The organism is Streptomyces poriferorum (assembly GCF_019399235.1).
GTDB lineage: Bacteria > Actinomycetota > Actinomycetes > Streptomycetales > Streptomycetaceae > Streptomyces > Streptomyces poriferorum.
The window spans coordinates 1-14,292 of sequence record NZ_JAELVH010000164.1 but is presented as its reverse complement, the minus strand read 5'-3'; the positions used below and the strand labels follow the sequence as shown (position 1 = coordinate 14,292).

The window sequence follows — 14,292 nt, the reverse complement described above, 5'->3', positions numbered from 1 at the left end:
CCCCGGCCCCCGCCCCGTCCTCCGACGCCGAGATGACCCAGGTGGTCCGACCGTGAACAAGCCCCTGCGCCGGATCGCGATCTTCTGCGGCGTCCTCATCTTCGCCCTGCTCGCACGGACGAACTACCTCCAGTACGTGAAGGCCGACGAGCTCAACACCCGCGACGAGAACCGCCGCGTCCGCATCGAGCGGTACGCACACGAGCGCGGAAACATCATCGTCGACGGTGGCGCCGAGATCACCGGGTCCGCCGAGACCAAGGACAGCGACTTCAAGTACAAGCGGGTCTGGAAGAACGGGCCCATGTGGGCGCCCGTCACCGGTTACTCCTCGCAGGCCTTCGGCGCCACGCAGCTCGAAAGCATCGAGGACGGCATCCTCACCGGCAACGACGACCAGCTCTTCTTCGACAACACGATGTCGATGTTCACCGGCGACGAGAAGCAGGGCGGCAACGTCGTCACCACGCTCAACAGCGCCGCCCAGAAGGCCGCCTTCGAGGGCCTCGGGAACAAGAAGGGCGCCGTCGCCGCCCTCGACCCGCAGACCGGTGCCATCCTGGCGCTCGCCAGCACCCCTTCGTACGACCCCTCGACCTTCGCGGGCAACTCCGACAAGGACTCCAAGGCCTGGCAGAAGCTCCAGAAGGACAAGGACAAGCCGATGCTCAACCGGGCATTGCGCGAGACCTACCCGCCCGGCTCGACCTTCAAGGTCGTCACGGCGGCCGCCGCTCTGGAGAACGGGCTCTACACCGACATCGACGCGGCCACGAAGTCGCCGCTGCCCTGGCGGCTTCCGCTGACCACCGGACAGCCCCTGGCCAACGAGGGCAACATCCCGTGCGAGAACGCCTCGCTCCGGGAGGCCCTGCGGATGTCCTGCAACACCGTCTTCGGCAAGATCAGCGATGACCTGGGCAACCAGAAGATGATCGACCAGGCCGACAAGTTCGGTTTCAACAAGGAGATCTTCACTCCGGTCCGCTCCGCCGCGAGCATCTACCCCAAGGACAACCGTCCGCAGAACGCCATGGCCGGCATCGGCCAGGCGTCCAACCGGACCACCCCGCTCCAGATGGCCATGGTGGCCTCGGCGGTCGCCAACGACGGCAAGCTGATGCAGCCGTACATGGTCGCCAAGCGGCAGTCGCCCAGCCTGGACGACATCTACACCCACGAGACGGAGCAGCTCAGCCAGCCCATCTCGGGTGAGAACGCCCAGAAGCTCCAGCAGATGATGGAGACCGTCGTCAACTCCGGCACGGGAACGAACGCCAAGATCGACGGCGCCACCGTCGGCGGCAAGACGGGCACCGCCCAGCACGGCCTCAACAACAGCGAGAAGCCGTACGCCTGGTTCATCTCCTACGCCAAGACCGATGACGGCTCCCCCGTCGCCGTCGCCGTGGTCGTCGAGGACGGCGAGGCCAACCGTGACGACATCTCCGGTGGCGGCCTGGCCGCTCCCATCGCGAAGGCGGTCATGAAGGCAGTCATCGACGGCAAGAAGTGACACCGCTCACACCTGGCCTCAAATCCGCGCCCGCGGATACCGGTCGGATATCAGGTATTGCCTGCGGGCCGATCAGCTGATGCGCGGCCGGTAGCGTATGCGCGAACAGCACACCGCCGGACCGCACACCGGTGCGGTCAGGACTGACGGAGAGGGCTGGAACAGTTATGGAAGAGCCGCGTCGCCTCGGCGGCCGGTACGAGCTGGGCTCGGTGCTCGGCCGTGGTGGCATGGCCGAGGTCTACCTCGCTCACGACACCCGGCTCGGCCGCACCGTAGCTGTGAAGACGCTCCGGGCTGACCTCGCCCGCGACCCGTCCTTCCAGGCCCGGTTCCGCCGTGAGGCCCAGTCCGCCGCCTCGCTCAACCACCCGGCGATCGTCGCGGTCTACGACACCGGTGAGGACTACGTCGACGGGGTCTCGATCCCGTACATCGTCATGGAGTACGTCGACGGGTCGACGCTCAGGGAACTGCTCCACTCCGGCCGCAGGCTGCTGCCCGAGCGCACCCTCGAGATGACCGTCGGGATCCTTCAGGCGCTGGAGTACTCGCACCGCGCCCAGATCGTGCACCGCGACATCAAGCCGGCGAACGTCATGCTGACGCGTACCGGCCAGGTCAAGGTCATGGACTTCGGCATCGCCCGCGCCATGGGCGACTCCGGCATGACGATGACCCAGACCGCGGCCGTCATCGGCACCGCCCAGTACCTCTCCCCGGAGCAGGCCAAGGGCGAACAGGTGGACGCGCGCTCCGACCTGTACTCCACCGGCTGCCTGCTCTACGAGCTGCTGGCCGTCAGGCCGCCCTTCGTCGGGGACTCACCCGTCGCGGTGGCCTACCAGCACGTGCGGGAAGAGCCTCAGCCGCCGAGCAACTTCGACCCCGAGATCACGCCCGAGATGGACGCGATCGTGCTGAAGGCCCTCACCAAGGACCCCGACTACCGCTACCAGTCGGCCGACGAGATGCGCGCCGACATCGAGGCCTGCCTCGACGGCCAGCCGGTCGCGGCAGCGGCGGGGATGGGCGCGGCCGGGTACGGCGGCTACGGCGGTTACGACAACGACCAGCCGACCACCGCCCTGCGGGCCACGGACCACAACGGTCCTCAGACGTCGATGCTGCCGCCGGTCAACCCGGACGACGGCGGCTACGGCTACGACGACCGCCCCGACCGCCGCCGGCAGAAGAAGGGCAACACCTCGACGATCCTGCTGGTCGTCGCGGGCATCCTGGTGCTGATCGGCGCGATCCTCATCGGCAGGTCCGTCTTCGGCGGCGACGGTGACAGCGGCGACGGCACGTTCGCCGCGCCGAACATGGTCGGTTCGACGGTCCAGGAAGCGAAGCTGCTCGCGGACAACACGAACACCGTCCTCAAGCAGGGCCCGAAGGAGGAGTGCGAGCAGCAGCCCGCGGGCAAGATCTGCCGGCAGACGCCCGCGAAGGGCGCGCAGGTCGAGGAGAACGACACCATCACGGTCTTCGTCTCCAGCGGTGCGCCGAAGGTCGAGGTGCCGGACGTCACGGAGAAGTCCAAGGACAATGCCCGCCAAATCCTTGAGGAAAAGGGCTTCACGGTCACGGTCAACTCCGTCGAGTCATCCGCCGCCGACGCGGGCACGGTCCTGGACCAGACGCCGAAGGGCAACTCCAAGGCTGAGAAGAACTCCGAGGTGAAGCTCTCGGTCGCCACGGAGAAGCTGATCTCGGTGCCTTCGGTGACCGACCGTACGTGGGACCAGGCGGTGGCCCAGCTGACCCAGCTCGGCTTCACCAACATCGGCAAGTCCGAGGTCGACAACGAGAAGCCCGCGGGCACCGTGGTCGAACAGAACCCGGTGGCCGACGAGAAGGTGGGCAAGGACACCTCGATCATCCTCAAGGTGTCCAAGGGTCCGCCGCAGCCTGCGACGGTCCCCGTGCCGGACGTCAGGATGAAGCCGGTGTCCCAGGCCAAGCAGGAACTCGCCGCGGCCGGCTTCACCAACATCCAGTTCGCGGAAGGCAACTCGGGTGACGACAACGCCATCGTGACCGGCAGCGACCCGCAGCCGAACACGCAGGCCGACCCGGCCGCCACCACCATCACGCTCACCACCATGGGCGGGAACGGCAACGGGAACGGCCTCCTGGGCGGCGGGAACGGCCGGTAGGTCGCACCACGATTCAGCAGCGCAGGGCCACGGTCACCTCAACGGTGAGGGTTAACTAATCCGGGGCCAGGGCTGATGGGTTCTCACTCGGTGACATGAGCTGATCGCGTGCTCATGCTCCGCAGCAACCCGACTGACGACGCGAACGCGATCCCCGATGGTCAAGGTTCTCGAATCCTTTGATCACGAACAGGGGTCGCGTTCGCGTGTCACCCACCCTGATAGACGTCCTGCAGCGCCACTGCCAGCATGGCGGCCTGCTGTGCCCGCCCAGGCAACCCACCTCCAATTCGCGCTCAGGCATAACCTCGCTCCAGCAGCGCAAACACCCTTGCTGGAGCCCTGCCCGACTGGCCGCTTTCAGCGACGCGCCGGACGACCGCCGTCATGTCCTCACGGACACGTCCCGCCACCAACGCGGCATCGCCCGCAGCCGCAGGGCGGCTTCCTGAACCGGCGACAGATGTCTCGCCAGATCACTCACGCCCATGCAAGGACCCCGAACCCGAACCGTTTTAGATCAAATACGGAATGAACAAATACAACAACACCACATATCACACAAAAGCCCTCTATCTATTTAATCAAGAAATACATTTCCTCCAATCACCACCCCACAGGCCTTGACCACGCCAAGATCCTTACCTGTACGATAACCTCGAGAATCCAAAGGAGAAGACCGTGCGCAGAGTTGTCACATTCCTGACCGCATTCACTACAATACTTCTGGGAGCACTAACCCTTGCCCCGTCAGCGAGCGCCGCAGGATATGGGTGCAGCGGCTCGCAAATTGACTCGTACTCCGTCATAACTGGCTCAGCAAACGGGAGCGTAAATTACGGAAACGTATATCTGTACTACGATTCTTCTACAGGCTACAACTGTGCCGTCACCGTCGCCAATAGCGCCGGCGGGAACGGGGTAGCGAAGGAAATGTACATCAGCTTGATCAAGTGCACACAGACGACTTCTACCGGCACCTGCACCCTCACCAGCACACGCGATGAAGACAAGGGCAACTATCTCAATTATGCAGGGCCGGTGAAGATTCCGGCCGCCGGTCACTGCATCCAGATATCCGGAAGGATCGTGTACAAGGGCAAGTCGGCCGGAGCCTTCAGCATCGGTCACTGCGGATAATCTAGAGCGGCGAGTTCATCCCACCATAGTGCGGGATGAACTCGCCTTTTGCTGATTTTTTCAGAATGACTTGGCCAGGCAGTTGCGTACTGTGCAGATGCGACTTCGACTGGGCGGTTGAGAACGGGGCGAGTCGTGACGCAGTGGCAGTTCTTGCAGGGGAACGTCTTGCTCGGCGAGATCAGCGAGTACGGCTGTGACCAGCCGTTCTTCCTGGCGCGCTTCACTCCGCGGCCAGGCTGGGTGGGCGTGAGGGCCTTGTTCGAGGCAGAGGCGGCCCTCAGAGGCCCGGACCCAGACGGCAGTCGCGCCGTCGCCGTGATGAAGCCGCTGAGGGACCCTGAGCTCACGCTGGCACCGGTCGGCGGCGGGCAACCTTGCTGCAGGTATTCAAGAGCTGCACGCTGCGCATCGACGGGTCTGAGGCCCGCCTCCGCTACTGACCCGGCAAGCGGCGATTTTTGCTGTAATCTCCGCAGGCAAATCACGCTGCAGGCCAGTTCGAGAAGGCCCTGATGAAGGTCGGCTCGTAGCGGATGCGGAGCCGTTTGAACTGGTGCAGCCAGGCGGTTGAGTCGTGCACCACCGCCGTCTCGTCCGCGATTACGAGACCCACCCGCACCGCTCCGAAGCCATGATCCGCCTCGCGATGATCGGCCTGATGAGCCGCAGGCTCACCCGGGAGTCGACTCCGAACTGGAAGGATTCATAGCCCCCCGGGCCACACTGACCCGCGCGTCCTCATTTCTCATAGCCTGCGACCAGCGGTCGTTTGATGACACCCGCTAATTCCCGGCAGACACCATAGGCATTCTCTCGTTCTGACAGCCACCAGCGGTCAGACGGCGACAAGCCAGTTTCCCGGATCCCGCACAGTGTCCTGTCAAAGATGCCGAAGGCGTGAGAGACACCAGCGGGTAGGCCGTCCGCGACGGCTCTCTCCCAGAGCGTCTCCATGGGCAGGTACAGCGGTCGTGAGATCTCAAACCACGCGCCTCCCACGTGGGTGGCGGCATGGCACCAGGAACAGGAACAGATCTCCCCCCCCATTACCTTTTTGGTTGCCCCGCAATGGGGCTCCCGGCCTCTGGGCCCGGCATGACTTCCCCCCCCTTGTTAACCATGATCCGGGGGGTGGTGGTGTCACCGGGCCCGGAGGCACTGACTGACCGCTGACTAGGGGCATGACCGCCGGCCTGCCCAGCAGGCCGGGAGGCTCTTCGTAATGTGGATGTGGCGATCGGTGCCGTGGACGAGGCTGGGCAGAAGCACGAACGGAGGACGCACGTGATCGACACCGGCGACATCGACGTCTTCCTCGGCCTGGACGTCGGCAAGGGCGAACACCACGCCACCGCCGTCACCCCGGCCGGGAAGAAGGCGTTCGACAAACGCCTGCCCAACACCGAGCCCAAGCTGCGGGAACTGTTCGTGAAGTTGCAGGCCAAGCACGCGACGGTGCTGGTCGTCGTCGACCAGCCAGCCTCCATCGGAGCCCTGCCGCTGGCGGTCGCCCGGGATATGGGCTAACCCCGTCGCCTACCTGCCAGGGCTGACGATGCGACGGATCGCCGACCTCTACCCCGGCGAGACCAAGACCGACGCGAGGGACGCATTCATCATCGCCGACGCCGCCCGCGCGATGCCTCATACCCTGCGCTCGGTTGACCTCGAAGACGAGACGATCGCCGAGCTGGAGATGATCGCCGGCTTCGACGACGACCTGACGGGCGAGGCCACACGGGTCGCGAACCGGCTCCACGGCCTGCTCACCCAGATCCACCCGTCCCTGGAACGGGTCCTGGGCCCACAGCTGCAGCACCCAGCCGTTCTCACCCTGCTGGAACGGTTCGGTTCCCCGGCCCACATCCGCAAGGCAGGCCGCCGGCGGCTGGTCACGCTGCTGCGGCCGAAGGCGCCGCGCATGGCTGAGCGCCTGGTCGAGGACATATTCACCGCGCTGGACGAGCAGACCGTAGTGGTCCCCGGCACCGAGGCGGCCGCACTCATCGTCCCGAGCCTGGCCGCCTCGCTCACCGCCGTCCTCGACCAGCGCAAGCTCCTGGCCGGGCGGATCGAGGAACTGCTGGAGGCCCACCCTCTTTCCAAAGTCCTGATCTCGATGCCGGGCGTCGGGATCAGGACCAGAGCCAGGATCCTCATCGAGGCCGGCGACAGCAGCAGCTTCCCCTCCCCGCCCACCTCGCCGCCTACGCCGGACTCGCCCCGGCAACCCGCAACTCAGGCTCCTCGATCCGCGGCGAACAGCCCTCCAAGAGGGGAAACAAGCAGCTCAAACGGGCCATCTTCCTCTCCGCGTTCGCCGCCCTCGGCGACCCGGCATCGCGGGCCTGCTACGACAAGAAGATCGCCCAGGGCAAGCACCCACACCCAGGCCCTGCTCTGCCTCGCCCGTCGCAGAGCCGACGTCCTCTTCGCAATGCTCCGCGAAGGCACCTTCTACGAACACCGTCCAACCGCAGCGGTCATCTGACCATCGGCCTCGCCAACAGATCCACCTGATCGCTCTCGACATCGAACCCGAGGACCGGATGGTTGGGAGCGCCGCCCTCGCCATACATCACCACCGGCTTGCCCAACCGCCGCCCGATCACGGCGAGGAAGCCGCAGAGCACGTCGAGTCGCTCCTGGCCCTGGAGTTCCCGCAGATCAACATCGAAGTCGATCTCCTCAACCGAATAGAAACGGAAGATCGCCAATACATCGGCAGTCGGCCAGACCCGCAGTTCCGCGCACTCCGCGTCAGCCGGGCGAGACAGCACTGCTTCCGCGCGAGGCACCGGATGCACCGTCTCGCCTTCGGAGTACTTGCACATCCAGTCGCTCACCCCGCCGAGATCGAGGACCGCCTGCCAGTCCTCCACCGAGGTCTCGGGGACAACCACGTCCGGCAACGACCCCATCAAGTCAGGGTCGAAGAAGCTCTTGACGTCATCCCACAGCAGATCAGCCACGCCGCCATCCTGCCCGCCGCACGCCGGTACTCAGCGCGGCTGGCCTGATGGTGGTCGAGGTCAACACCCCTGACCGTGGCACCCGCCACGCCCGCGGAGTATCTGACCCAATCGACGCCTATGCCGTCGCCCGCGCAGCAGCCTCAGGACGCGCTACGGCGATCCCCAAGTCCCACACCGGCACGGTAGAAGCCCTTGCGGGTAACCGCACCCGAACCTCTGCGCGCGTCACTCACGGGGCTCACCAGGAAGGCCATGGTCAAGTGCTGCCTTCGGCTGCGGCCGGGAGCTGATCTCAGCTGTCCTGCCAACGCCGCCCGCTATGCGCTGCGGCAACTGACACGTCGCATCCACATGCTCACCGAGGAGATCGACGAGGTCTCCGACCATCTGACCACGCTCACCGCGTCCGCCGGGCCCGATCTCGTCGCATTGTTCGGCGTGGTAAACGAGACCGCGAGCGAGACCGCGGGACAGCTTTTGGTCACAGGTGGCGATACCTCGGAACGCCTGCGCACGGAGGCCGCATTCGCCACACTTTGCGGCGCCGCTCCAGTTCCGGGCTCCTCAGGGCGCACCGACCGGCATCGCCTCACCGGCCCAGCTCCGCCGGCTTCGTACGGTCGTGGTCGACCTTCTCCGTACGCACTAGCTCGCCCCACACGATGTAGCGGTACTTCGACGTGAAGACGGGGGTGCACGTCGTCAGTGTGATGTAGCGGCCGGCCTTCTTGGCGCCCGAGCCCTTCGGCACGGCCTGGAGCACGTCGACGTTGTACTTCGACGTCTCGGGGAGCTCCCTGAAGACCTTGTAGACGTACCAGGTGTCCTTGGTCTCGAAGACGACCGCGTCCCCGGTCCGCACCTTGTCGATGTTGTGGAACTTCGCCCCGTGACCGTCGCGGTGGGCGGCCAGGGTGAAGTTGCCCTCCTTGTCGGACGGGAGCGCCGACTTCACCGGATCGGTGTAGTAGCCGGCGATGCCGTCGTTGAGGGTCTCGGTGTCGGTGCCCTTCTTGACGAGCACCTCGCCGTTCTTCATCGACGGGACGTGCAGGAACCCGATGCCGTCCTTGGTGTCCAGCGCGCCCGGGCCGTCGGCCCAGCGGTCGCGGACGGTGTGGCCCTGCTTGGAGGCCTCGCGGTCGGCCAGGACGTTCGTCCACCACAGCGAGTAGACGACGAAGAGGCCGAGCACCAGGCCCGCGGTGATCAGCAGTTCACCGAAGACGCTGACGGCGGTCGCGAAGGGATGGCGGCCCCTGGGCCGCACCGGGGGCGCGGACTCGCCGATCTGCTCTTCGTCCTCGGTCCTCGCTGCCACCGCACCGCCCCTGTCGTGATGTCGTTCGGCCCGCTCAGTCCAGGAGCGCGTCGGGCTTCCCCTTGCTGCGCGGCCGTTCGTCGACCATCTTGCCCCAGACGATCAAACGGTACGTACTCGTGAATTCGGGCGTACAGGTCGTCAGGGTGATGTAGCGGCCCGGCTTCTTGAACCCCGACTGCGGGGGCACCGCGCCAATGACCGACACGTTGGACGGCGAGGTCTGGGGAAGGACGCTCGTCATCTCGTACGTGTAGTAGGCATCCTGCGTCTCGACCACGATCGGGTCGCCGGGGCTCAGCCGGTTGACGTAGCGGAAGGGCTCTCCGTGGGTGTTGCGGTGGCCGGCCAGGGCGAAGTTGCCCTGCTTGTCCGAGGGCATCGCCGTGCGCAGCGGTTCCTCGCCGTAGTGCCCGACCATGCCGCGGTCGAGGACCTTCTCCTTGCTGATGCCTTCGGCGATCGGCGTAACCACGTCGAGTTTCGGGATGTGGATGATCGCGAAGCCCTCACCAGGCGCGAACACGCCGGGGCTGCGCTTGCCGTTGGCCCAGTCGTCCTGGATCTTGTGCGTCTCCTTGCCGGCTATCTGGTCGGCGCGCACGTTCGTCCACCACAGCTGGTACGTGACGAAGAGCAGCATCAGTACGCCCAGCGAGATGAACAGCTCGCCGACCACCCGGCTGACCACGACCGCGGGGCTGTCCTTCGCCGCCTTGGCCGCCCGCCGTGCCTCGACGCGCGACATCGGCTTCGGGGGCGTGTCGTCCGCCCCGCCGGCCCCCGCCGCGGCGGTCTCCGGCTGCCCGTCGCCGCGCCTTCGCCCGCGGCCCTTCGCCGCCCGGCGCCGCTCGGCCCGCCCGCCGGTGGCCGGAGCGGAGGCGTCCGGTTCCGCGTCGTCCCCGGAATCCCGCTCCGGTCCCGGACGGGGAACCGTCACCGGCAGGACCGCCGTGACCGCCTGGTCGGCCACGACTACGCGCCGGGGTTCCGCCTTCCGCAGCGCTACGGTCTCGTCCTGACGGGGCAGCTGCTCGGTGGGCGGGACGGGTGACGCGGGGACAGGAGCCTCCTGCGCGGGCCCCTGGCGGCCGTACCAGTCCCGTTCGTATCCCTCGGGGTCGTACCACTCACGCGGAGGGTCCTGGGCCGTCTGCGGCCCGTGTGACGCCTGCGGCGGCGCCGCTCCGGATCCGGGGCTTCCCGTCCCGCCGCTGTCCGCGACCGCCTGCCCGGCGGGGATGTCCTCCGTCCGGAACCACGGCGAGGCGTGCCGCGCGGGCAACGGGTCGTTCAACGGGTCCGCCAGGTGATCCACCGCCGCCTCGAACCCGCCCGGTTCGTACGGGCCGTCCTGTCCGGCGTCGGATCCATGGCGGGGTGGCGTCACGCGACGGCCTTGCCCACCACCGGCGCGAGTCCCGCCGACCTCTCGACGGCTCCGGCGTCACCGCACTGCGCCAGCCAGTTCGCCAGCATCAGATGGCCGTGCTCGGTGAGCACCGACTCCGGATGGAACTGCACCCCTTCGACCGCCAGCTTTCGGTGGCGCAGCCCCATGATGATGCCGTCGGCCGTCCGCGCGGTGACCTCCAGCTCCTCGGGGACCGTGTCCGGTTCGGCGGCGAGCGAGTGGTAGCGGGTCGCGATGAAGGGCGAGGGCAGACCGGCGAAGACGCCCCTGCCCTCGTGGATCACCGGAGACGTCTTGCCGTGCAGCAGCTCCGGGGCGCGGTCCACCACGCCGCCGTACGCCACCGCCATCGACTGCATGCCCAGGCAGACGCCGAAGACCGGGACGCCGGTCGCCGCGCAGTGCCGCACCATGTCGATGCAGACGCCCGCGTGCTCGGGGGTGCCGGGACCGGGCGAGAGCAGGACGCCGTCGAAGCCGTCCTGGGCGTGGCCCGTGGTCACCTCGTCGTTGCGGAGCACCTCGCACTCGGCGCCCAGCTGGTAGAGGTACTGGACGAGGTTGAAGACGAAGCTGTCGTAGTTGTCGACGACGAGGATGCGGGCGCTCATCGGCCGGCCCCCATCGCGCTCGTGCCGTCGCCGTCCACCGTCACATCGCCGAACGGGAGCAGCGGCTCCGCCCACGGGAAGACGTACTGGAACAGGACGTAGACGACCGCCAGGGCAAGCACGAGCGAAATGAACCCACGCACCCACGCGTTGCCCGGCAGATGCCGCCAGATCCAGCCGTACATGCTGACCCCTCCATTCGGTACGGGACCAGACTAAAGGGCCGGGGCATCGCCGTGGGTCAGCTGTGGAAAGCTGCGGGCTTCCCGTCGGTGACGGGCTGGGTCGCGTCCAGGTGCGCCCAGGCGATCAGCCGGTGACTGCTGCCCCACTCGGGCTCGCAGGTGGTCAGCGTCAGATACCGGCCGGGTCCGTCGAAGCCGGATTTACGGGGGACCGGGTCGATGACACCGACATCGCTCGGCACGGTCCGGTACGGCTTCTTGTCGATGCGGTACGTGAACCACGTCGTCCCGTCCGTCACGATCACCGCGTCACCGGGCCGCAGCTTCGGGAAGTCCTTGAACGGATCGCCGTAGGTGCGCCGGTGCCCGGCCACCGCGAAGTTGCCGGTCGCGCCTGCCGCCGCGGTGCCCCGGTAGTGCCCCAGACCCTTCTGCAGGGTCTTGACCTTCGTGTTCTCCAGGACGGGCCACTCCCAGTCCTTCCCGAAGCGGGGAACGTAGAGCATCGCGAACGGCTTCCCGTCCCGGTACGCCTTCGGGGCCGGTGCCGGGGCGGACGGCTTCGGGTCCGACGGCGGGGGCGAGGCGGACGGCAGGGGCACGGGTGCGGTCACCGCGCCGTGCGCCCACTGGTTCTGCAGGTCGTCGATCTGTCCCTCGGTCGCGCCCGCTGCCTTCACCCCGGTCCAGAAGAGGACGTAGACCACAAAGAGGATGATCAGGGCGCCGACGGTGATACACAGCTCGCTGAACGTCCTGACGATCAGTCGCACCGACACCGGTCGGCCTCCCCGCAGCTGCTCGCTACTTCACCGGCTCCGCATAGTGGAGATCCACTGTGCCCGAGTAGCCGGGAAGAGTCACCGCCTCGCGCTCGTCGACTTTCCAGCCGAGCCCGTACGCCTTCACGTACAGCAGGTAGTTCTGGATCGCCGGGGAGGCGTCGAGCGCCTGCTCCAGCTCTGCGGGATCACCGACAGCGGTGATCTTGTACGGCGGCGAGTAGACCCGGCCCTGGAGGATCAGGGTGTTGCCGACGCAGCGCACCGCGCTGGTGGAGATCAGCCGCTGGTCCATGACCTTGATCCCGCGGGCGCCGCCCTGCCACAGGGCGTTGACGACGGCCTGGAGGTCCTGCTGGTGGATGACCAGGTCATTGGGTTGCGGATCGGGGTAGCCGGGGCTCGCCGTGGCGTTCTGCGGGGCGTCGTTCAGCGTGACGGAGACGGCGCGGCCGGAGAGCTTCGCGGTGCCGGCCGCGCGCTCCAGCGCCTTGAGCCTGGCCTCCTCCGCCTCGGTGCTGCCGCCGTCGCGCCGGGCGAGGGTGTCGATGTCGTCGCGCACGGAGGCCACGGACTCGTCCAGGGAGGCGTTCTTCTCACTGCGTTGCTGAATGAGATCGGAGAGTTTCAGCAGCGAGGAGTCCGTACGGATATTGGTGCCCTTGGCGGTATTCGCGCTGGTGACGAAGATGAGGCCCGCCAGGGCGAAAACGGCAGCCGTGAGCACTTTGGCCGGGTGCCGGAAGGTGCGCCGGACCGGGCCTGGGGGAGAGTCGGCAGAATTGCTCAACGTACCCTTATCTCCTTCGGCGCCACGGAAGCACTACGCTAACGGACGCCCGGGGGAGGCAGCATTCCCCCTCGCGCCCAGCCCCGGCGCCAGCCACAGTTCCCTGCGCGGTCACGCAGCGCATCGACAGGAGAGTTCCTCGTGCCGAAGTCACGTATCCGCAAGAAGGCCGACTTCACGCCGCCTCCGGCGAAGCAGGCAACCAACATAAAGCTGACCAATCGCAGTTGGGTCGCGCCGGTGATGCTGGCGCTGTTCCTGATCGGACTGGCCTGGATCGTCGTTTTCTACGTGACCGACGGCGACCTGCCGATCGACTCGCTGGGGAACTGGAACATCGTCGTCGGTTTCGGCTTCATCGCCGGCGGCTTCGGCGTCTCGACCCAGTGGAAGTAGCTCCGCGGACCGCCTAGCACCACAGCGGACCCTGGTCCCGCAACCCTTGCCCTGAGTTACCCACAGCGTTATCCACAGGCGGGGGAAAAGGTCAGACGATCTGTGGATAACTCCTCGGTCGTTGACGCCGGTGTGACTGCAGCCACCCCTCGACGCGGGTGGCACGCCCCTTGTCCTGGCTGGAAAAACCCAGCTCAGCGACAAGGGGCACAGTTGTACCCGCATCATGCACAAGATCAGGTGCACACTGTGGACAACTTCGATCACAAACGGTCCATATCGGGCTGACCGTGCCTGCCTAAGTCAGCGCGGCCGTTCTCGCCACCACGATCAGGATCACCGCGACCAGCACCGCGGCACAGGTGCCGAACTGCACGAGGTTCCGCCGCTCCCGTGGCGCGTGCACCATGCCGATCCCGATCAGCACGCCCGCGACCAGGCCGCCCACATGCGCCTGCCAGGCGATTCCGCCCCAGGGGTTGAAGGTGATGACCAGGTTGAGCGCGAGGATCATGAACACCGGGCGCATGTCGTAGTTCAGCCGGCGCATCAGGACGACCGTGGCGCCCAGCAGGCCGAAGATGGCTCCCGAGGCGCCCAGCGAGGGCTGGTTCGGCGCGGCGAGCCAGTAGGTCAGGGCGCCGCCCGCGAGCCCGGAGATCAGATAGAGCGCCAGATAGCGGGCGCGGCCGAGCACCGCCTCCAGCGGTCCGCCCAGCCACCACAGCCCCAGCATGTTGAAGGCGAAGTGCCACACCGCCTCGTGCAGGAACATCGACGTGAACAGCCGGTACCACTGGCCCTCCGCGACTCCCTGGACCGGGCCGTACGGGTAGTACGGAGCCTGTCCCAGCAGCGTCAGGTCGTTGATCAGCGCGTCGTTGGCCAGCACGGCGAGGAACACTGCGGCGTTGATCCCCAGCAGGATCTTGGTGATCAGCCGGGGGTCGGCCGCGACCGCACCGCCGGCGATCGTCCGCGGCCGACCCCCGGCTGA

13 protein-coding genes and 3 pseudogenes are annotated in these 14,292 nt (G+C 66.9%); 7 read left to right on the top strand and 9 right to left on the bottom strand.

The features are described 5' to 3' along the window. The first annotated feature begins 52 nt into the window (after positions 1-52). The 3 genes from JGS39_RS25640 (at position 53) to JGS39_RS25630 (ending at position 4,818) form a co-directional block, all read left to right on the top strand. Positions 53-1,516: a peptidoglycan D,D-transpeptidase FtsI family protein gene (locus JGS39_RS25640; RefSeq protein ID WP_219571877.1), complete on the top strand. Its 1,464-nt coding sequence runs from the start codon at positions 53-55 to the stop codon at positions 1,514-1,516. A 167-nt stretch (positions 1,517-1,683) separates the two neighbouring features. Next, positions 1,684-3,678: a Stk1 family PASTA domain-containing Ser/Thr kinase gene (gene pknB / locus JGS39_RS25635; RefSeq protein WP_219571875.1), complete on the top strand. Its 1,995-nt coding sequence runs from the start codon at positions 1,684-1,686 to the stop codon at positions 3,676-3,678. Between the two features lie 681 nt (positions 3,679-4,359). After that, positions 4,360-4,818 (top strand): hypothetical protein, encoded by a 459-nt coding sequence (locus JGS39_RS25630; protein WP_219571874.1) that lies wholly within the window; start codon positions 4,360-4,362, stop codon positions 4,816-4,818. 484 nt (positions 4,819-5,302) lie between these two features. On the opposite strand, the gene JGS39_RS25625 is transcribed toward JGS39_RS25630, so the two are convergent. Further along, positions 5,303-5,434: a hypothetical protein gene (locus JGS39_RS25625; protein WP_443742898.1), complete on the bottom strand. Its 132-nt coding sequence runs from the start codon at positions 5,432-5,434 to the stop codon at positions 5,303-5,305. On the opposite strand from JGS39_RS25625, the pseudogene JGS39_RS41060 reads away from it, so the two are divergent. Both JGS39_RS41060 and JGS39_RS25620 read left to right on the top strand, forming a co-directional pair. Further along, a pseudogene (locus tag JGS39_RS41060) lies at positions 5,393-5,530 on the top strand (IS5 family transposase); the annotation flags it as partial. The gene JGS39_RS25625 and the pseudogene JGS39_RS41060 overlap by 42 nt on opposite strands. 578 nt (positions 5,531-6,108) lie before the next feature. Further along, positions 6,109-7,312, top strand: a pseudogene (locus tag JGS39_RS25620) (IS110 family RNA-guided transposase). On the opposite strand, the gene JGS39_RS25615 reads toward JGS39_RS25620, so the two are convergent. Then, positions 7,305-7,793: a hypothetical protein gene (locus JGS39_RS25615; RefSeq protein ID WP_219571872.1), complete on the bottom strand. Its 489-nt coding sequence runs from the start codon at positions 7,791-7,793 to the stop codon at positions 7,305-7,307. The pseudogene JGS39_RS25620 and the gene JGS39_RS25615 overlap by 8 nt on opposite strands. A gap of 20 nt (positions 7,794-7,813) precedes the next feature. Between JGS39_RS25615 and JGS39_RS42120 the strand changes: the two are divergent. Continuing rightward, positions 7,814-8,390 (top strand): annotated as a pseudogene (locus JGS39_RS42120) (transposase); the annotation flags it as partial. On the opposite strand, the gene JGS39_RS25605 reads toward JGS39_RS42120, so the two are convergent. Genes JGS39_RS25605 through JGS39_RS25580 form a run of 6 tightly spaced genes read right to left on the bottom strand, consistent with a single transcriptional unit; the run spans position 8,386 to position 12,899 of the window. Beyond that, positions 8,386-9,117, bottom strand: a complete 732-nt coding sequence (locus JGS39_RS25605) for a class E sortase (RefSeq protein WP_219571870.1) — start codon at positions 9,115-9,117, stop codon at positions 8,386-8,388. The pseudogene JGS39_RS42120 and the gene JGS39_RS25605 overlap by 5 nt on opposite strands. A gap of 34 nt (positions 9,118-9,151) precedes the next feature. Further along, positions 9,152-10,507 (bottom strand): class E sortase, encoded by a 1,356-nt coding sequence (locus JGS39_RS25600; protein ID WP_219571869.1) that lies wholly within the window; start codon positions 10,505-10,507, stop codon positions 9,152-9,154. Further along, positions 10,504-11,142, bottom strand: coding sequence for an aminodeoxychorismate/anthranilate synthase component II (locus JGS39_RS25595; protein ID WP_219571867.1), 639 nt, complete (start codon positions 11,140-11,142; stop codon positions 10,504-10,506). The genes JGS39_RS25600 and JGS39_RS25595 overlap by 4 nt, the downstream gene beginning before the upstream one ends. Then, positions 11,139-11,327 (bottom strand): hypothetical protein, encoded by a 189-nt coding sequence (locus JGS39_RS25590; protein ID WP_148019760.1) that lies wholly within the window; start codon positions 11,325-11,327, stop codon positions 11,139-11,141. The genes JGS39_RS25595 and JGS39_RS25590 overlap by 4 nt, the downstream gene beginning before the upstream one ends. Positions 11,328-11,383: 56 nt before the next feature. After that, a complete protein-coding gene (locus JGS39_RS25585; RefSeq protein ID WP_219571866.1) occupies positions 11,384-12,106 on the bottom strand; it encodes a class E sortase in 723 nt (240 codons plus the stop codon). A gap of 25 nt (positions 12,107-12,131) precedes the next feature. Beyond that, positions 12,132-12,899, bottom strand: coding sequence for a DUF881 domain-containing protein (locus tag JGS39_RS25580; protein WP_219571865.1), 768 nt, complete (start codon positions 12,897-12,899; stop codon positions 12,132-12,134). A 141-nt stretch (positions 12,900-13,040) separates the two neighbouring features. Here JGS39_RS25580 and crgA point away from each other — a divergent pair, with 141 nt between their 5' ends. After that, entirely contained in the window at positions 13,041-13,295 is a 255-nt protein-coding gene (gene crgA, locus JGS39_RS25575) for a cell division protein CrgA (RefSeq protein WP_136326732.1), read from the top strand. A 298-nt stretch (positions 13,296-13,593) separates the two neighbouring features. Here crgA and JGS39_RS25570 read toward each other — a convergent pair. Next, a partial coding sequence (locus JGS39_RS25570) for a rhomboid family intramembrane serine protease (RefSeq protein ID WP_219571864.1) occupies positions 13,594-14,292 on the bottom strand: 699 nt, incomplete at its 5' end.

Bases quoted from the DNA above. Each gene is read 5' to 3' on its own strand.
- JGS39_RS25590 (WP_148019760.1), bottom strand. From the start codon at position 11,327: ATGTACGGCTGGATCTGGCGGCATCTGCCGGGCAACGCGTGGGTGCGT.
- pknB (WP_219571875.1), top strand. From the start codon at position 1,684: ATGGAAGAGCCGCGTCGCCTCGGCGGCCGGTACGAGCTGGGCTCGGTG.
- JGS39_RS25595 (WP_219571867.1), bottom strand. From the start codon at position 11,142: ATGAGCGCCCGCATCCTCGTCGTCGACAACTACGACAGCTTCGTCTTC.